Source organism: Pseudomonas sp., assembly GCF_030150285.1.
In the GTDB taxonomy this organism is placed as follows: Bacteria; Pseudomonadota; Gammaproteobacteria; order Pseudomonadales; family Pseudomonadaceae; genus Aquipseudomonas.
Window position 1 is genome coordinate 1 of the sequence record NZ_JASLGE010000006.1, and the last position, 16,545, is coordinate 16,545.

Sequence of the window (16,545 nt, forward strand, 5' to 3'; positions counted from 1 at the left end):
GAGCGTGAAGTTCGAGACCTGGAGCATGATGAGCGACGACGAATACGCCAGGAAAAAGCAGCCCCGCTGATGCAGACCTTGCATGCCTGGATGATCGCCCAGCGCGAGCTTGTGTTTGAAGGGTTGGCCATCACCAAAGCCTTGGATTACAGCCTCAAGCGCTGGGCAGCGCTGTCGCGCTACCTCGATGACGGGGCTGTACCCATTGATAACAATTGGTGCGAGAACCAAATCAGGCCTTGGGCTCTTGGGCGTAAAAACTGGCTCTTCGCAGGGTCGTTACGCAGTGGCAAACGCGCTGCTGCGCTGATAAGCCTGATCCAGTCGGCCAAGCTCAACGGACATGATCCGTATGCCTACCTAAAGGACGTTTTCGCTCGGCTGCCGACGCAGCGGGCAAGTGAGATTCAGGAACTACTGCCACATCGTTGGCAACCGACTTAGTTGCGCAAGATGGGATGCCCGGACGGTTACCCTTGAAGCGACAACACTTCACTTTGGCTGTTTCTCAGAAGAGATCAATGTCAGATAAGGATTGTCGAATGGCACATCCGGCAAAATGTGCTGTGGGTGAAGCAGGAGATAGCCATGCAAGCGCCTGCCCTTACGGGGGCCGTGTACTTCGCAGGTCCATAAGTTTAGGTCGTCGGAGCGCTTGCGGTGCATCCCCAAGTGTTCGAACTGCTTTTGCAGCCATTGCCAATCGCTTGAGGCTTCGTGCTTCAAGCCTTGGGTGATTTCTGGGTGTTCCTGCAGGTAACGATGAAAGATCCCGGGACTGACCATAAACAGGGTTCCGTCGACCGTGTGCAGAAGGGCTTTAGCGTCGTTCAGGGTCAGGCGTTGTTGGCGCAGGCCATCGAGCAACCATTTGACGAACTGTACGCCATGAGGCTCCTGTGGAGTTGACTCGTTGTTTGCTGCAGGAAAATCGGTTGTTTCAGCGGCTGTGCCTACTTCCATCACGACACTACCCACAAATGGCGTAGGTAGTTGCTCTGTCTCCCAGATCAAGGACGGTGCCATTTTGAGCAGGGTAAAGGTCTGAGTCCAGCCGCTGTCGCTGTGCACGGTCGCTCTCCAGATGGCTTTCCCTGTAGGGCTTTCCATTACCAGTTCATGTTCTTGCAGGATGTTGAACAGGGTGGTGTTGCGTTCGGGGATCCCACTGATGCCTTGGGACAACAGGTGAGCGCGCAGTTTGTCCGAAGCGGTCTTGCTGACCAGCCACAGGGCACTTTCGGTTAGCCAGCCGTCCGATGCTTCGGGCTGGTTAAGCTTGAATTCGTTACGCACCAGGTAGCGTAGGCCTTCAAGTAGCTTGCGTTGCAGCGCGTGTCGAGGTGCTGCAAGAGCTTGAACGGGATCGCCACCTAGGGCCTGGGCGACGGAAGCCTGGTCTGCGCGGATCACCAGTTCGCCCAGAATACCGGTGTGCTCATGCTGGCCAGCGAGGGCGGGGAGCATCATGGCCCATAGTTGCGGGAAACCGCTGAGCCAATCCAGAGGTTCGCGACCGAGTACTGCAATAGCTAGCAGTCCTGTTGACGCGCCATGCAGGCGATATTGCCGCTGCGGATTGTGTCGGAAGCGGTAGGGCTTACGCAGTGGGCCGTGCCAGGGGTGCCAATGCTGGCCATCGCAGTCTTCCACCAGCAAGTCGGTTACCAGTTTGCCAATATCGTGCAGCAATGCAGCGTAGGCGATGCCAGCGGTCCAGGCCTCGGCCTGCTGGGTCTGGACCTCTGGCGGGGTGCCCGGTGGCAGCAGATATGACTGGCGCAGTTTCAATGCGCACACCACGATTTCCAGGCCGTGATCCAGTAGTCCACCGGAATGGGCGTGGTGATGGCTCTCGGAGGCGGGGAAGAGTTGCACCAGTTCGGCGTAACGCGCCAATGGCCCACGGTAGAGCGTTGCAAATTGTGCAGGTGAAACGGCGGTACGCTGCCAGATTTGCTCCAGCAGTGCTTGTCGATGGGGTGGTGCCAGCAGTTCTTCAGGGGATTGTGGGTGGCACCAGTGGTGCGGCGCTTCGGTGTGAGTGTCGGATTGCGCTGTAGATTCTTTTTTCCAGTGTGGGAGCCAGCGAAACATGGCGACCTCCGTAGTGCAGGGCGTGGCAATACCCTTTGCCTTTTCGGGATATGGCCTTTCCTATTAGCGTCCCTTCCGTTGTGCCTTTTGCCCCAGCCATTTCGGCCTTTTGGGCCATTTTTGGCTGATAAGTGGCACGCAAAAAGCAGAGCAGGTGTGGTATTTGTTGGAGCATATCCTTCCACTATGAGGTGCTGAAAAGCCCGCTGCTGTAGAGGTGAATGCCATGACTCGTTATCCCAACAGCAGTAAGGCTGAGCGTTTTGGACGCTGGTTGGGTAATAACTGCCGTAGAGGCGTTAATCAGGAACGCCGCTTGTGGAATTGGCTACGTGCCAAGCAGGTGCCTACGGTGATCGTTTTTCTGCTGAGTTGGTCCGTACGTGTTGCGCTGATTATTGCGTTGTTTACTTTGTCGTTTTGGTTGCTGTTATTTGTCTTGGCGATCGTTCTGGTGCCTAAAACCGCTGTGCCAGAAGGTGAGTACGGCCAACACGATGTTGATCACCGCAAGACCCTATATTACGACCCGAAAAACTATAACGATGATCCTGACCCTCGCTTTGATGACGAGTGATCTACCTCTTGGCTGCGTTGATCGAGGTGCTTGCTCCTTTGGCAGCGGCATTTCCGGATTCTCTTGTACCGTCTGAAAGGCCTTGAAGCAGGTTCCCGGCTCGTACACCCGACCAGGCAAGTGCTGTTATCCAGAATGCAGGAAGCACCAAAAACATCGTTCCCATCACAAAATTCAGCAACATATCCCCGAACGAGTCATTCAATCCGAAAAGCACACTGAAGTCGTTTTGCGACGCAGCGCTGCCATAGAGCGCATCAAGGATGGTGCTATCGATCCAGCGTGCCAGCTGAAACCAGAAGTCGACGAAGAACAGTGCGAACTGCACGCAACTGGCGGTCACCAGGGTCTTCAGGTCGTAGGTGCCGATCACCAGCACCAGCGGCAGGCAAATAACCAGGGCCATTTTCAGGAACGACAGCACCATCGGCAGCGCCTGGCGCACTACGTCCATGGCCGGAAAAACCCCCAATGAACCTACCGTCAGACCCACATTGGCAGCAGTACGGGTGATCATGTTGTCGATGCTTTTTTCCACTTGGCCGCCGTAATCGCTATACACCTGGCCGAGATTCATCGCTTGTTGTCTGGGCGCGACAATGGCGCGAATTACTGCATCATCGACTTGACTGCGGGATACGAAACCGGCCCAGCGCGCGAGGCGGGTAAGCACAGGTGCATCCACTTGCAGCAGCAAGCGTGGGCGCAAGCCGAGGTCTTTGTCTGCCCACCATTGCTGGCAGCTGGGGTAGCCTCCACCACCGGGCACCTGTGCCAGTCCTGCATCGCGGTTTGCCTCATATGGCCAGGAAAGTCGCGGTGTGCTGGAGCGATAGCGATCGTAGAAGTCCGGGTTGTCGAGAAAGTAGCGAGAGCCGATCCAGGCGACATCGTTCATCTGATCGTCGTTCAGCCGTGGACGATCCATAAACAGCCGTGCGCGAGCACGTGCGTAGCAATCACGGGTAAAGTCGGCGATTTCCTGGGCCAGCAAGGGGTCATTGATTCGTGCACTGTCGATGGTCATGCGCATCTGTCGAAGATCGACCCCGCAAGGGATGGACGCAACCGCTGCACCTGTCACGGCCTTGGACAGCGAATGGATAAAGAACCACCACACGGGCACTTCGGCGCTTTGGTTGTTCAGGGTCGTGAATGCATTGCTCCAGCCGGTTTCACTGGGGGATGCGACGCGCACCTGACACTGGTTTGATCGGCTTTCGTCGAACTGTAGGGTGTTCAGATCTACCGGTATAAACGGGATGCCGGCGAACAGGATCACCACAATGGCCACCCATACCCGGTTCTCAATTCTCATCGCCGAGAGCACGCCCTTGTTGCCTTCATCGGCACCTTCGGCGCGGGCGCGTAACCACTCCTGCAGGATGATGGCGAGAAACGGCAGGGCGAATACCCCGCTGGCGACCAATACCTGCCACAACCCGTTGTTGACGATCCAGCCTACCAGCGTCAGGTAATACTCCAAATAGTCAGTGGTGCTCAGGCTCATGGGGCCTCCAGACCGGACAGGATATTACTGACCTCCAGCAGCACCAGCGCGGCGATGCCTGCTACTTCAGTACGGCGCAGGCGAGGGCGGATTTCCGACCCGCGTAGCAGCAATCGCGTGCGCATCCGCAACCAGCCATATATCAGAGCGGCATACAGCCCCATCCGCCATAGCAGCAAGCCCAGTGCATGATCACGGACCCAATCGCGCCAGGACTGCATATCGCCCAGCACATTGATCATCACTGCGGCCATCAACAGCAATAGGGCCCAGGCGAGGCCATTACTCAAGGGTCGCAGATACTTCAAGTCGGGCTTGTGCATATCAGCGACTATCGTCGACAGGCCGTTCGATTTGCTCAACGCGATTGCGAACGGGATCGCCCTGATACACACCGCGTGAGCTTTCGGTACGCGTCTGGCTACGCCTCAATATTTCGCTAGGAGCGTTGGCCAGCAGCGTACGTCGCATCTCTAGTTCGATTTTCAGGTTCTGAATTTCCAGGGTCAGTAAATCGCTTTCCTGAGCAACGGCCTGCTGTGCCAGTGCATTGGCAGCAATATTGGGCTCCTGACGCCCCGTCAGCAGGGTACGTTGCAGCAGCAGGGCTTTTTCCAGCACGCTGGACAAGGCCACCTCAGAGGCCAACCGTTGGCCCAGCAGATCCTGATCAGGTTCGTCGCGCAAGGCCTCGATCAGCCCGCGAGTGATCGGTAAAGCGTTGCTGCTGGCGGCCTCCAGATTGGCCAGTGTGGTGGGTACGCGTGCGTTGATCAGATCTTGAAGCGCTCTGAGCTTGGTGTCGTATTCATCCTGGATCAATGGTGTCAGCCCTGTGCCAGCGGTGCTGTCGGTCTTGTTGCAGCCCTCGCAGGTGCGCTGCACCTGTTCGCCCAGCACGCGGTTGGCCCAGTCGGCCGCCGCCTGCGGCGAAGCCCAGCTCTGACAGCTCAAACGCCCGCCGCAGCTGGCGCGGGGGATCGGCGAGGTGTCGGTCACTCCGCGACCATTGAGCAGGTTGTAACCGGCGCGGGTCACATCGCTGACGACCTTGATGGGTGCCTGGCCGCTACCTCCGGCCTGCGCGCCGCCGACCCAGGGCACGCCCCGATTGCCGCGCTTGGCTTCGGTCTGTTCGATCGCGGCCACCGCATCGGTCTTGTTGGGCGCCTCCTTCAAGGCCATGCCTTCGGCCAGTTGCTCCCAGCCCGATTGCCCGCCGGCGATATCGGCCATGCGATTGGCGATGGCGCGGCACGTGGTCTTGGAGCGATCGAAGTCCAGTCGGGCCTGCAAAATCCCGTTGGTCAGCAGGTTGTACAGGCCGGGGTTGGCCCGCTGGATGACCATGGCAGGCAGCGAGGCCACTGCGCTGGTGGCGTTCTGGATCACGTTGCTCATGATCGACTGAAAGCCGTTGGTGATGCCGTTCAACTGGTTCTGCAACGTGGTTTCCAGGCTCATGTCGCCACAGATCAGGTTGCTGTTCCAGCCCACGCCGATACTCAGACTGCGCATGTTCGCGCCGGGGCCCATCGGCACGGCGCGTCCGCCGCCGATGCTGTACAGCACGTCGTCACCGAGCACACTGCCGTGAATGCCGGTGCTTTGATCATTGCTGGAGGCGGGCGTGCCGATCAGGGTGAGACAGAGGCCAAGCAGTGAAGGAAGACAGTGGCGTGCAATGTTCATCGTTCAGTCGCTCCAGTCGGTGCTGCCCAGAAACAGCTGGCCCTGTTGCTTGCAGCAGCTGTACGGCCGCCACAAAGCCCAGGCATAGGCACCGTCCTCGGCCTGCGGCAGCGCGCCCGCGTGCGGGAACACCGCGCAGCTCATCGACAACTCGGGTTGCAGCGGTTGCCATTGGCCACTTTGGGCATCACCTTCGAACAGTTCAGTAGCAGGCCAGTAGCCCGGTTTGGCCTTGGCCAGCAATGCTTGGTACAGGTGCGGTTGGCCGCGACGGGTCACGACATCGCCGGCACGCTGGGCGATCACGGCGGCGGCCTTGTGGTCATCGGGTTGCTGGACGAATCCTCCGCGTGGATAGACCGTCCCCCATAGATTGCCGGACGCCATCGATCCGACCTCACGGCGGCCCGGCGTCAGCGCTTCGGGGTAGAGCATCTCGGGCAGGTTCTGCCGCCAGGCCAGGTTGTCGAAGGTGCTCAGCAGATACGGCATCAACGGCGAACCGGCCCCGGCACAGCTGTAGCCGAACTGGCTGGCAAAACGGCTGAAAATCAGAGCGCCCGGATGGCCGATCACATCGGCATTTTTGAAGGTGAGCAGGGCGTTTTCGTGGGCCTGATTGGTGGTGCTGTCGCCCCCGCCTTGTGCGCTGGGATTGGCCGGGCTCAGCAGCGCCACCTCGCGCCACGGATTGGCACCGGTATCGGCATAGCTCGACACCACGGCATCGGGCACGTAATGCCGAACCTTGACCGAGGTCTTGACCTGGCAACCGTAGGGCGTACAGCGCAGCCAGTAGCAGACCCCGACCACCCGGTAGGCCAGGCAGGCTGGCGACAGGCTGGACGTGACAAGGGTTGCGCTGTCGATCGCTGAAGCGCTGCTGGACATAGCCAGCAGGATCAGGGACGTACGACAAAAAAGGGCTCGATGATTCATGGAGACAACTACCCGTATGCAAACTTAGGGGGTAGTTGAGCGCCATGGAGGTCGGATGTCGCGCTGCTATGCGCAGTCGCGTGTGACCCTATTGCATCAGGGGTGTGGGCTTACTTGGTGCAAGTCAGCCTTGAGTACGTCGGCGGATCCAGAAGGATGCCTGGTGTCATGAAGGTTGAGCAGTTGAACACGCGGCCCTTGGCCGTGGTGGCTTTGAAGGTCAGTTCGGCTCCCCCCAGAAAGTCCTCCTTGCCCTTGGTGACCGGCCCCATGGTCAGTTCATCGGTAGAGCCCAGTCCGATTGCTTCGGCGGTGACTTTGTGAAGTTGCAGTACGTTGGGTTTACTGGCACAGGCTGCTAAAGCGCTGGTCAGCACCAGCAGAAGAGCGGCACGGGAGGTTCTTGTCATAGAGGGTGATTCCTTGGACATGATCGATGGGCAAGGCTCTTTCTCGCAAAGAGGTTGCACTGTTCGTCGTGGAGTGAGGTTTTTGCCCTACGGCGAGTAGAGTCTAAGGAGGTCAATTTGCTCTCACAATCAGCAGGCAAAAATCAGGAGCAGGCTTACCGCTGATGGCGTATACCTCTGTCAGCTACGTCCTACGCTTGTGGCGCGATCATGGATTTAACGAACCAATCTTTGCAGGTTCGCCACAGCCGTTGGACTCCAGCAAGTTGCTGAAATCCAACGGCTGTAGACACGGAGCATCAGGTGCTCCAGGGAGCGGGACGGCTCAGCAGGTCTTTCAAGCCCGGATTGTCCTGTGCGGGTCGGTCTAGCAGCTCTGCAATGGCTTGGGCTTTTTCGTCGTTGAGCAACGTCTGTTCGGCAACCTGACAAGCGCTGTCGAGGATGAACTTGGCCAGCGATTTGTTGGCCTGCCTGGATGCCCTGCATAGCACCCTGTTTTGTTGCGGGGTGGTGTGCAGGATGAGTCGGGAGTTGCGCGATCTGATGTTGCTCATCATCGGAACCTCCAGTGACGATAAGTGGGTGTTGGCAGGTAGCGTATGCAGTTACGAGCGTCACTTAAAGACGGCCCGATTCGGCAAAAGAATACGGTTCGCCCTCGCCGACGATGAAGTGGTCCAGTACCTGGACTTGAATGCCTTCCAGCAGTCTTTTCAATTCATGGGTCAGTATCACGTCGCTATTGCTGGGTTGGGTGCAACCGGATGGATGGTTGTGTACCAGGATGACGGCGGCACTGTTGTGATCCAGTGCCCGCTGCACCACGCGCCGCGGATAGACCGTGGCGCTTTCGACAGTGCCTTGAAACAGGGGCTCAAAGGCAAGGACACGGTGCTTGCTGTCGAGAAACAGCACGGCAAACACTTCGTTCTTTTCACCGGCCAGTTTCAGGCGCAGGTAGTCACGCACGCTCTGTGGATCTATCAGGCAAGGCCCGTGTTTGAAGAGATGCTGCTCCAGCACGCGCAAGGCGTGATGAATCAGATGCTCTTCCTGGACGCTCAGGGCAGTGGACGGGGTGGCTGGCGCTGGGGCGTCGGGGATGAGATTGCAAATGTCCATGGGGATCTCCTGAACAAACGGCAGAGTCCCGGCCCAAGGGGCAGGAACCCCAAGGGTGTGATGAGAAGCGCGCCCGGCATTGGGCGGCAGGAACGGTGGATCAACGCGCTGACTGCGCGACGTGGTCTTGAAGATCGCGACCACCTGGGCGGGTGCCTGACAGGGCCAGACACCACGACATAAACAAGCGTCCTATGGAGCCGTTCGGCCCCCAGTAAACTGCGCAGGCTTACTGGATCACAGCGCCAATGGGAACTGCCGCATTGCGTTTTTCAAGAGGATGGGCGGGAGAGCTTCAGTGTCTGGGTAAAGGTGCCGTCTGAGTTGGGTTGCGAAGTCATTTCGCCGCCATAGCCAGCATATTTTCCGGTGCTACCGATCACGGCGACCACTGACAGGCCCTCTTCGTGTTCTTGGCCTGCCACGACAAGGGTGCCTTCGACTTTCCCTGTGGCGTCGGTGAACAGCAGCGTCCATTGGCATTGACTGTGTGAGTTCGGCAGGGTGTTGACGCAGTAGCCACTATTGCTACCGATGTCTTGCCGATCTTCGTTCATCAGCGGTTGGTCGAAGACGAAAAGGTCACCCTGCGAAGGGCCTGGTGGTCCGAGGTCGATAGCGTTCTTGGTGCCACGGGTTCCATCGGCCAGGGTAATCAGGGTCAGCGATTCGAGTTCGTGAGCATGCGCGCTAAAAGGCGAGGTCATCATCAGCAATAGGCATAACATGCGAATAGTTGTGGTGGTCATAGGTGTGGCTCAGCTTAGGCAAGAGAAAGGCTGCGTATTGAACTGCAGTGAAAAGATTAGCGGCCAGCCTGTTGGTGGGAGAGAAATTATGTGAACGCCTGTGACAGGGGCAATGTCTGTCGATGTTGTTGGAGAACATCGGGTGCACCGGTTCAGTCAATTTCAATCTGCCTGTACGGGCGGCAAATCCTGCGTTCCGGAATCAATGCCCTGGCTTGATCGATCTCTGCTGCCACTCGAAACGCCGCCTCCAGCTCATTGGGCAGGTTTATCCCTTCGGTGAACTTGCTTGTTTCCTTGCGTGCAGATCCTGCGGCCAGCTCTGCGCCTCATGCAGTACCCGCAAAATGCGGACACGATCATCGTAGATCTGGTAGGCCACGATGTAGGGCGTGCGATCGACCACCAGTTCACGTGTGCCGGCGCAACGCCCGATTCGACCGCTCTCTGGAAACGGGATCAGGCGCTGGGTTTGCTCGGCAATCAGGGTGTCTATGTCGATGGCCGCACGCGGGTTGTCCTGCTCAATGAAATCGAAGATCGCATCGCGATCCTTCAGGGCCCACGGCGACCACTCCAGCTTCACTGGGTGTCACCGCCCAACAGTTTGCGTTGGGCCTTGGCGCGGCGTTTGGCGAAATGGGCTTCAACGTCTTCTGCGGCAATGGCCGGACGTGGGTCGTCCAGGGCTTCCTGCACTTTTGCACGGAACCAGGCGTCATAGGTTTCGGGGTCGGAGGTGAAGCCAAGGGGCAGGGCACCTTCGTTGGCGACACGGGTCAGCAGGATGCGCACAGCGTCGGAGACGGTTAGCCCAAGGCTGTTCAGGACGGCGGTGGCGCGGTCTTTCACGTCCGGGTCGATGCGGGTCTGGATCAGGGCATTACTGGCCATGGCAAGGGTTCCTAGAGTGGTCACAAGGCAAATGTAATGCAAGTGCATGACAAGTTCCATGCGCTCAGTCCTTTGCGGGCAGGTGGGTGACCAGCGGTTCAATTGCGCGGCATCGATCCAGCTGCGCCGCCACCCGAAACGCAGCCTCCAGCTCGTCAATGCCCTGTGCCTGCATCAATTGGTGTCTCTGATGCTTCTCTTCCGGCTCGGTCATCGCCATGGCCAAGTACAGGCTGGGCGGCACGGCGCGGAACAGCACCTCCATCGACTTGGACAGGATCACCCCCTCGCTGAACTTGCCAGCTTCCTTGCGCGCCGAGCGCATCAGGGCTTTCTGCGCCGGAGTGAGTGCTCGGAAGCGGGCGATTTTCTCTACTTCATCCGGCGGCATGCTCAGGCAGATCCACCATTCGATCATGTTCAACATCGGTTCGGCGGCTTTGGGCAGGTCGTCGAGGTTTTGCGTGGCCAGCCAGAACCACGCCCCGAGCTTGCGCCACATCTTGGTGATCTTGACCACGTAGGGGGCGAGCAGCGGGTTTTTGGTGATGATGTGGCCCTCGTCGGTGACGTTGATGATCGGGCGGCCGAGCATCTGGTCACGTTCGGCGAGGTTGTTGACTGTGTTGATCAGCGAGATATAGGCGATCGACAACTGGGCGTTGTAGCCCTCGCGGGCATAGGTGGCCAGGTCCACCAGGGTTACGTCGGCCTCGGGCCAGGGCGTGCCGTCACGGTTGAACAGTTCGCCGTCGTTGCCTTGGCAGAACAGGTCCATGGCGTCGGCCATTTCCAGCAGGCGGGTGCACCGCGATTCGGGCAGGCCCAGGTCCTGGCCGGCAGTGCGCAGGGCGTTGCGCACATCTTCGGTCAGTACCGTACGCTGTTGCTGGGTGCAGAGGCGGGCGGCGTCGAGGATGCTCTGGCGGATCAGGCTGCGGTCGGCGCGGGTCAGGCGTTGTTCTTCCTTGTCCTCGCCGCCGGTGATCATCAGGCGGGCAGTGATTTCCAGCTCGCCCAGTACGTCGCGCTCGTCTTCCTGTTCGGTGCTGTCGTCGTCCAGCGCTTCGGCGTCCAGCGTTTTGACCTCGCTGGGGTTGTCCATCAGCCGCCTTGCATCGGCGAAGGGGGCCAGGCTGACTCCGGCGCCGGGGGCCAGTTTGAGCCGGTGCACGCTCAGGCCCAGGCGCTGGGCGAAGTCGGCAAACAGGCCGAAGCTGTTGCCGGCTTCGACGATAAACAGTCGGGGTCGGTAGATCGCGGTGATCTGGTTGAGCAGGTTGTTCAGGGTTGCTGACTTGCCCGAGCCGGTGGGGCCGAACAGGAACAGGTGCGCGTTCATCTGCCGATCGAGGCGGTTCAACGGATCGAAAGTGATCAGCCCACCGCCGCGGTTGAACAGGGTGATGCCGGGGTGGCCGGTGCCTTCGCTGCGGCCCCAGACCGGGGCGAGATTGGCCGCGTGCTGGGCGAACATCAGTTGCGTGTACCACTGGCGTTTGTCCTGCTCTGGATCGAACACGCAGGGTAACCAGCGCAGGTAACTGTTGAGTGGGGCTACCTCGTCTTCTTCACGCACGGGTTGCAGGCCAGCGTTGAGCAAGGCGTTGGCCAGTTGCAGGCCATGGGCGTCCAGTTCGGGCAGGTCGTGGCCGCGCAGGTAGAACGCCAACGCGCCGCGATAGAGCTTGTGCGAACGGCCGATCAAGCTGCGGGCCTGCTCGACATCCTCGCGGGTCTGTTGCGAATCCAGCGTATCGCCCACGGATTTGTGGCTCAGGTGATTGAGCTGGGCTTCCAGCCGATCCTGTGGGGTAATGACCAGGGTCAGGCACAGCACGGTGCCTTCCGGCAGTTGGTCGAACACCGCGTTCAAGGCATCGCCGCCCTTGGCCGTCTCGCCAGTCAGGTGACCAATGCCCGGCGGGCTGCGTAGCCGATCCACGCTGATGAGCCGATGCGGTTGTTCATCGAACCACCACACGCCGTGTGGTGTGTCTGAGCGCGGTTGGCGAAAGAACAGGCGCTGGGCGAAGTCGGTACCGCTGGCCAGTTCCAGTTCGTCAGCGGCAGGGCTTTGAGGCAGTTTGGCGAGGCGATAGAACCGTCTGCGTGCCTCGGCGTCCGTACCCAGCCATGGCGGGTTAGGGTTGAACCAGCGCAGCAGCCAGGCGTGGATCGCCACGCCATCCAGGCGGCGCGCATGAATACCGGCATTGGCGAGCCCGCCGAGCAGGCGTTCACAGACGGCGGTCAGCGCGGCTTCCGCGGGCAAGCCTCGCCGTGACGGTGTGCCCGCCGTGCGCCGATAAACCACCAAGCGCGTGCGACGGTTCTGGCCGCGCCAGGGCAGGTGGCTGACGGTGCTGTCCTCGAACAGGCCGCCGGGCTTGGACACGGCCTGCAGGTGATGCCGCATCACGCGGCAATAAAAATCACTGAACGCGGTGCCTTGCGCCCGTGGCTGCAGATAAGCCTGTAGCCCGTGCAGATACGCGTCCCAATCAGTCTCGTCTTGGGCATACAGCTGCACCACCCACGGCTGCTGATCCAGCTCATCGAAGCTGTCCTGCAAAGCGTTTTCCAGTGCGTCGCGCACGGTGCACAGCCACTCGTCTTCGCGGCCTTCGGTGCCGACCGCGCTCAGTTCGAAAAACGCCGCCACTGACTGACCGTCCTCCAGCAGCAAGCTCTGCGAACCGGGCAGGTACTCGACCCAGGGCAGCAGATCGACGAAGGAGGGCGGGGCGGCATACAGGCGTTGTTCGTCGGCACGGGTGGCTGGGCGGCGAGCGTTATCACGCCCCGGCGCGGGAATGCCCCGGCCGCGCAACCGCGCCAGATAGCGCTGCCAGGCATCGCCCGGCTGACGGTGCACGCGCTTCATCAGTAATCCTCGACCCGTTCGCCGGGCAAGGCGTACTGCACCCGTTGGTACAGCGGGAAGACGGTGCTGTAACCGGGCACCGGCACCGACTCGCTGCCGCTCAGGTGCGGGAACACATACAGCACCAGATCCGGGTTGGGCAGGCGCTGGAACTGGCGGTAAATCTCGCTCTGTGCGGTACGGGTGTAACCGGTTTGATCGATCACCGGCACGGGCGCTTGTAAGGGTCGGCGCAGGGGCTGCCGGGCGTCGAGCAGCCTGCGGCTAGATGCATCGCTACCGCCTGCCGTCTGCTGGTTCCAGATGTCCAGCATGGTCGCATCGCCATGGGGCAGCAGTTTTTCCGGGTCGGTAGCGCAGCCGCTCAGCACCAGCAAAGCGGACAGCAGCGCGGATTTAATCCAGTTCAACGACATGGCCGTTGTCTCCTTGCTTGTGATCGACCCGGCGCCCGCTCGGGCTGTAGTCGACATTGATCGCCCGCTCGATATGCACAGCGACCCTGGCGCCGGGCTGCACATACACCGCGGCGAACGCCTGGCCATAGAGCTTGTTGACCCACTGCGCCATCTCTTGCACGCCCCCGGCCAGAATCCGCCCCAGCGCCTCGTTGGTGGTGATGCCCACCGTGCCCAGCGGATTACCGGGGCTGGTATAGGTCATGCTGTTGTTGCCCTGAATCAATGACGCCGCCCCGGCACCTGCAGCGGTGATCAGCGCCTGTGAGCCCAGGTACTGCTGGGCGTTGCTGCGCCGATCACCAGTCACGCAGGGAATGCCATACGGGTCACTGATCCAGCCCAGCCCCTGGCGGGTATCGCTGTCTTGTTCGTCGCCTTCAGCCTCACGTTTGGAGCCCTTCGAGGGCACGGTGCGGACTGTGCCGTCGCGGAACACAAAGGTCAGCGAGCGGATCTGCCCACGCACGCACGACAGGGTCCAGTCCCCCGAGGCCGTGCCGCTGACCACCGCGCCGGCCACGTCCGGCAGGTCGATGCCGTTGGCGGTCAGGTTGTCCGGGCCGATCAGCACCTTGAACGGATAGGGGTCGTTGACCGTGCCATCCACCGGCACGCGGCCGATCAGCGCCGTCATCGCCACCGAGCCCATCAACGTGGCATTGGCCGGCACGGTGTAGACCGGTTGCAATGCGGCTTTCCCCTGCAACGCCTTGCCCGCTGCGTCGAGTCGGGCGGCGGTGTCTTCGAGCGGCTTTTGCGCGGGGCCAAAGGAGGTAGGGAAGGCCACCGGCTTGCGTGGCTTGGCGTTGGGATCACGACCATCCTGCGGCTCGACCCAGATCAACGAATCACGTATCAAGCCTTGGCCATCGCCGTCTTCTAGCCCCAGGCCCACGGGCAGATCGGTGGTGCCCATCGACTCCAACCGCCGCTGCAGATCCTCGATCAGGCCGCTGGTCTGGCGTTGGGTCTCGCTCAACTGCTCGCGTCCGTCCTGCAGCGCGCTCTGTACGCGCTGTTCAATCGTGCCCTCGCGCTGACGCAGGCGCTCGTTCTCGGCCTTCTCCTGTTGGTTGGCTTTCAGCGCGCCCTGCAATTCGCCGCGCAGCTGTTTGACCTGTGCCACCAGCGTGGCGACCGTGTCGCGCGGGGTGTCGCCCTCAATGCCCAGCGCCTGCATTTCGTCACGGGTCAGCGGGTCGACGCGGGTGCCGTCACCTGCACCCTCGCGTGATGATCCGGCCCACTTTATGCCCACATACAGCAGCAACAGGATCAGTGGCAGCATCAGCCACTTGAGCAGGCCGTTACTCTTCATCGTCGCGGCTCCGGGGCAGATTCAATGCCGCATCCACCGGGCTGATTGCGGGCAGCAGCGATCCGGCCAGGCCATGGCCTCGGGTCACCAGGTACACCACGGTGGTGTCGGTGGCTTCACCCTTAGGGCCAAGGTCGGGGTGCTGGAAGGTGGCCGCGATGAAATCCCCTTGCAGCCGACGTGGATCCAGTTCGATCCAGTGTGATGAGGTATTGCGCAGGCGCACCGCCGTGACCCACAGATCCTCCAGCCGCCACGCGGCCAGTGCCCGATAGGTGAGCGGCCGTTCCGGCATCAAGGTGTCCAGCACCAGGTCATCACGCAGAGGCACCGCCCCCAAGCCTTGGACTGGCTCGACGGTGCGTAGCGGCGCGTACAGGCTCTGTGCGGCATAGCGGGTCAGCGCCACCGGCAATGGCGTCGGTGGCACAGGGCGTTCAGCAGGGGCGCCCACCTCTTCGCGGGGTGTGGCCCGTTCAGCCTCGACAATTCGTACCGGCTCCAGTGGCGACTCTCCGGCCTTGACGGGTTCGGCGGCGATGTCCAGCAGGATCAGCGTGCCGTCGTCGGCGTCCTGCAGATGCAAACGGCTGGGCGCAATTGTGTCGTTGGCCAGCAGGTACAGTGCGCCGCCGGCACTCTGTACCCGCAGCTTGCCTTGTAGCGAGGTGGGAGTGCCCACACGGACGTTGCGCTCGATAAACACCACGCGTTCCTGGCCGACCTGTAGCGGTACTGCCAGAGGCAGGCGTTCCCAGCGCAGAATCTCCACGGCGCTGGCCAGTGGGGTGACTAGCAAGAGCAGGGCGCCGCACAGGCATCGTTTCATGGTGAAGGTTCCTCGCGGTTGTCATCGGGCGCGCGAGCAATGCGCTGCGGCGCTTCGCTGTAGCAGTCCAGCGCCAGACCGAAGGGATTGCGTTCCGGGTCGATGTCCAGTCGCACCACCTTCAGCGAGTAGCGCACCAGCGCCCGCTTGACCTGCTCGGCGCCGTGGTACTCATCGGCGCTCAGGTCCAGGGTGACGATCCAATCGTCGTCGGACAGTGCCTTGACCCGTGCCATCGGCTTGTCGCCATAGCCACGACCGGGAATCTCGTAGACCCCGCGCACCCGTTGGCGCAGCTCGCCGCTGTCACGACGGCGGGCGGCTTCATCGAGCAGAAACCCCCGGCAGGCCGGGGTCAGGTATGAAGACAGCGCCCGGATATTGCGCGGATAATCGTCCTCGCCATTGGTGGGCCAGCGGTTGAGCTGCTGGAAGATGTAGAAGGCAAAGCTGTACACCGTGCCGGGCGGCACCTCCCACCATTTGCGCACACTGCCCGAGCGCAGATCCGGCGGGATATGGATCGTCAAGTCGCGCGGCGCGCTCCACCAGCCGACGGCCAGTAGTGCTGTCAACGCCAGCAATGCCGCGCCGCCCCAGCGTAAAGTGCGCACATGGGCCTGCAGGTGCGTGACCTCATTCTTGAAGCGGCTCATGCCCGGGTCCGACGGGTGCTCCAGGCCCCCGAGCGCAGGATCAAGCCTTCACCGCCTAAGTAGCGGCCCAGCAGGGGATAGCGCTGACACAGCATCCATTGCAACTGCCGATACAGCCAGGCATCAGGCCGCCCGCGTTTCTGCCGGCGCAGCAGACCTCCGCCAAAAAACACCCCGCATGCCACCGCGACCAGCATCAACGTTGGCACCATCGCCACACTGCGGCTCAGCCAGGCCAGCGGCAATCCGGCGAGCAATCCCAGCATCGCGCTGATGCCGGTGCAGGCCCACAGTTCATCAGCGGTCAACCCGCGTACCACTACCGGCTGGCGGTTCAGGCGATGGGGTAAAAAGGTCAGGGTCTGATCAGAACGTGCGGCGCTGTGCATGCTGGGCACTCC

Annotated in this window: 19 protein-coding genes; 2 read left to right on the top strand and 17 right to left on the bottom strand. The window is 61.0% G+C overall.

All coding sequences use genetic code 11. The features are described 5' to 3' along the window. Nucleotides 1-444: transposase (locus Q1W15_RS00520; protein ID WP_300719503.1), on the top strand; the 444-nt coding region annotated here is incomplete at its 5' end. A gap of 48 nt (nucleotides 445-492) precedes the next feature. Here Q1W15_RS00520 and mobH read toward each other — a convergent pair. Beyond that, entirely contained in the window at nucleotides 493-2,097 is a 1,605-nt protein-coding gene (mobH, locus tag Q1W15_RS00525; RefSeq protein WP_300719505.1) for a MobH family relaxase, read from the bottom strand. 226 nt (nucleotides 2,098-2,323) lie between these two features. On the opposite strand from mobH, the gene Q1W15_RS00530 reads away from it, so the two are divergent. Beyond that, nucleotides 2,324-2,674 carry a DUF3742 family protein gene (locus tag Q1W15_RS00530; RefSeq protein WP_300719507.1) on the top strand — a complete coding sequence of 117 codons (351 nt, stop codon included), beginning with the start codon at nucleotides 2,324-2,326 and terminating at the stop codon, nucleotides 2,672-2,674. 1 nt (nucleotide 2,675) lies between these two features. Here the strand turns inward: Q1W15_RS00530 and Q1W15_RS00535 are convergent, their stop codons facing one another. The 16 genes from Q1W15_RS00535 to Q1W15_RS00610 all read right to left on the bottom strand — a co-directional run bounded on the left by Q1W15_RS00535 (nucleotide 2,676) and on the right by Q1W15_RS00610 (nucleotide 16,533). Continuing rightward, a complete protein-coding gene (locus Q1W15_RS00535) occupies nucleotides 2,676-4,184 on the bottom strand; it encodes a conjugal transfer protein TraG N-terminal domain-containing protein (protein ID WP_300719508.1) in 1,509 nt (502 codons plus the stop codon). Further along, on the bottom strand, nucleotides 4,181-4,507 hold the full coding sequence (locus tag Q1W15_RS00540) for a hypothetical protein (RefSeq protein WP_300719510.1): 327 nt from the start codon (nucleotides 4,505-4,507) through the stop codon (nucleotides 4,181-4,183). Before Q1W15_RS00540 ends, Q1W15_RS00535 begins: the two co-directional genes overlap by 4 nt. 1 nt (nucleotide 4,508) lies before the next feature. Next, nucleotides 4,509-5,876: an integrating conjugative element protein gene (locus Q1W15_RS00545; RefSeq protein WP_300719512.1), complete on the bottom strand. Its 1,368-nt coding sequence runs from the start codon at nucleotides 5,874-5,876 to the stop codon at nucleotides 4,509-4,511. A 3-nt stretch (nucleotides 5,877-5,879) separates the two neighbouring features. Beyond that, a complete protein-coding gene (locus Q1W15_RS00550; protein WP_300719514.1) occupies nucleotides 5,880-6,815 on the bottom strand; it encodes a TIGR03756 family integrating conjugative element protein in 936 nt (311 codons plus the stop codon). Nucleotides 6,816-6,925: 110 nt separating this feature from the next. Beyond that, nucleotides 6,926-7,225, bottom strand: coding sequence for a hypothetical protein (locus Q1W15_RS00555; RefSeq protein ID WP_300719516.1), 300 nt, complete (start codon nucleotides 7,223-7,225; stop codon nucleotides 6,926-6,928). Between the two features lie 299 nt (nucleotides 7,226-7,524). Then, a complete protein-coding gene (locus Q1W15_RS00560; RefSeq protein WP_300719518.1) occupies nucleotides 7,525-7,782 on the bottom strand; it encodes a DUF1778 domain-containing protein in 258 nt (85 codons plus the stop codon). A 64-nt stretch (nucleotides 7,783-7,846) separates the two neighbouring features. Next, a complete protein-coding gene (gene radC, locus Q1W15_RS00565) occupies nucleotides 7,847-8,350 on the bottom strand; it encodes a DNA repair protein RadC (protein ID WP_300719520.1) in 504 nt (167 codons plus the stop codon). A 272-nt stretch (nucleotides 8,351-8,622) separates the two neighbouring features. Next, a complete protein-coding gene (locus Q1W15_RS00570; protein WP_300719522.1) occupies nucleotides 8,623-9,099 on the bottom strand; it encodes a hypothetical protein in 477 nt (158 codons plus the stop codon). 268 nt (nucleotides 9,100-9,367) lie between these two features. Continuing rightward, nucleotides 9,368-9,685, bottom strand: a complete 318-nt coding sequence (locus Q1W15_RS00575) for a type II toxin-antitoxin system RelE/ParE family toxin (protein ID WP_300719524.1) — start codon at nucleotides 9,683-9,685, stop codon at nucleotides 9,368-9,370. After that, nucleotides 9,682-9,993 (bottom strand): type II toxin-antitoxin system RelB/DinJ family antitoxin, encoded by a 312-nt coding sequence (locus Q1W15_RS00580; RefSeq protein ID WP_300719607.1) that lies wholly within the window; start codon nucleotides 9,991-9,993, stop codon nucleotides 9,682-9,684. Before Q1W15_RS00580 ends, Q1W15_RS00575 begins: the two co-directional genes overlap by 4 nt. Before the next feature lie 64 nt (nucleotides 9,994-10,057). After that, nucleotides 10,058-12,880: a conjugative transfer ATPase gene (locus Q1W15_RS00585; protein WP_300719526.1), complete on the bottom strand. Its 2,823-nt coding sequence runs from the start codon at nucleotides 12,878-12,880 to the stop codon at nucleotides 10,058-10,060. After that, a complete protein-coding gene (locus Q1W15_RS00590; protein WP_300719528.1) occupies nucleotides 12,880-13,296 on the bottom strand; it encodes a TIGR03751 family conjugal transfer lipoprotein in 417 nt (138 codons plus the stop codon). The genes Q1W15_RS00585 and Q1W15_RS00590 overlap by 1 nt, the downstream gene beginning before the upstream one ends. Beyond that, nucleotides 13,277-14,659, bottom strand: coding sequence for a TIGR03752 family integrating conjugative element protein (locus Q1W15_RS00595; RefSeq protein ID WP_300719530.1), 1,383 nt, complete (start codon nucleotides 14,657-14,659; stop codon nucleotides 13,277-13,279). The genes Q1W15_RS00590 and Q1W15_RS00595 overlap by 20 nt, the downstream gene beginning before the upstream one ends. Further along, nucleotides 14,649-15,488 (bottom strand): TIGR03749 family integrating conjugative element protein, encoded by an 840-nt coding sequence (locus tag Q1W15_RS00600; RefSeq protein WP_300719532.1) that lies wholly within the window; start codon nucleotides 15,486-15,488, stop codon nucleotides 14,649-14,651. The genes Q1W15_RS00595 and Q1W15_RS00600 overlap by 11 nt, the downstream gene beginning before the upstream one ends. Beyond that, nucleotides 15,485-16,144, bottom strand: coding sequence for a PFL_4703 family integrating conjugative element protein (locus Q1W15_RS00605; protein WP_300719534.1), 660 nt, complete (start codon nucleotides 16,142-16,144; stop codon nucleotides 15,485-15,487). The genes Q1W15_RS00600 and Q1W15_RS00605 overlap by 4 nt, the downstream gene beginning before the upstream one ends. After that, on the bottom strand, nucleotides 16,141-16,533 hold the full coding sequence (locus Q1W15_RS00610; protein WP_300719536.1) for a TIGR03750 family conjugal transfer protein: 393 nt from the start codon (nucleotides 16,531-16,533) through the stop codon (nucleotides 16,141-16,143). The genes Q1W15_RS00605 and Q1W15_RS00610 overlap by 4 nt, the downstream gene beginning before the upstream one ends. Nucleotides 16,534-16,545: the final 12 nt, after the last annotated feature.

What these genes read in the sequence shown, in the direction of transcription:
- mobH (WP_300719505.1), bottom strand. Translation starts at nt 2,097, where the DNA reads ATGTTTCGCTGGCTCCCACACTGGAAAAAAGAATCTACAGCGCAATCC.
- Q1W15_RS00530 (WP_300719507.1), top strand. Translation starts at nt 2,324, where the DNA reads ATGACTCGTTATCCCAACAGCAGTAAGGCTGAGCGTTTTGGACGCTGG.
- Q1W15_RS00535 (WP_300719508.1), bottom strand. Translation starts at nt 4,184, where the DNA reads ATGAGCCTGAGCACCACTGACTATTTGGAGTATTACCTGACGCTGGTA.
- Q1W15_RS00540 (WP_300719510.1), bottom strand. Translation starts at nt 4,507, where the DNA reads ATGCACAAGCCCGACTTGAAGTATCTGCGACCCTTGAGTAATGGCCTC.
- Q1W15_RS00545 (WP_300719512.1), bottom strand. Translation starts at nt 5,876, where the DNA reads ATGAACATTGCACGCCACTGTCTTCCTTCACTGCTTGGCCTCTGTCTC.
- Q1W15_RS00550 (WP_300719514.1), bottom strand. Translation starts at nt 6,815, where the DNA reads ATGAATCATCGAGCCCTTTTTTGTCGTACGTCCCTGATCCTGCTGGCT.
- Q1W15_RS00555 (WP_300719516.1), bottom strand. Translation starts at nt 7,225, where the DNA reads ATGACAAGAACCTCCCGTGCCGCTCTTCTGCTGGTGCTGACCAGCGCT.
- Q1W15_RS00560 (WP_300719518.1), bottom strand. Translation starts at nt 7,782, where the DNA reads ATGAGCAACATCAGATCGCGCAACTCCCGACTCATCCTGCACACCACC.
- radC (WP_300719520.1), bottom strand. Translation starts at nt 8,350, where the DNA reads ATGGACATTTGCAATCTCATCCCCGACGCCCCAGCGCCAGCCACCCCG.
- Q1W15_RS00570 (WP_300719522.1), bottom strand. Translation starts at nt 9,099, where the DNA reads ATGACCACCACAACTATTCGCATGTTATGCCTATTGCTGATGATGACC.
- Q1W15_RS00580 (WP_300719607.1), bottom strand. Translation starts at nt 9,993, where the DNA reads ATGGCCAGTAATGCCCTGATCCAGACCCGCATCGACCCGGACGTGAAA.
- Q1W15_RS00585 (WP_300719526.1), bottom strand. Translation starts at nt 12,880, where the DNA reads ATGAAGCGCGTGCACCGTCAGCCGGGCGATGCCTGGCAGCGCTATCTG.
- Q1W15_RS00590 (WP_300719528.1), bottom strand. Translation starts at nt 13,296, where the DNA reads ATGTCGTTGAACTGGATTAAATCCGCGCTGCTGTCCGCTTTGCTGGTG.
- Q1W15_RS00595 (WP_300719530.1), bottom strand. Translation starts at nt 14,659, where the DNA reads ATGAAGAGTAACGGCCTGCTCAAGTGGCTGATGCTGCCACTGATCCTG.
- Q1W15_RS00600 (WP_300719532.1), bottom strand. Translation starts at nt 15,488, where the DNA reads ATGAAACGATGCCTGTGCGGCGCCCTGCTCTTGCTAGTCACCCCACTG.
- Q1W15_RS00605 (WP_300719534.1), bottom strand. Translation starts at nt 16,144, where the DNA reads ATGAGCCGCTTCAAGAATGAGGTCACGCACCTGCAGGCCCATGTGCGC.
- Q1W15_RS00610 (WP_300719536.1), bottom strand. Translation starts at nt 16,533, where the DNA reads ATGCACAGCGCCGCACGTTCTGATCAGACCCTGACCTTTTTACCCCAT.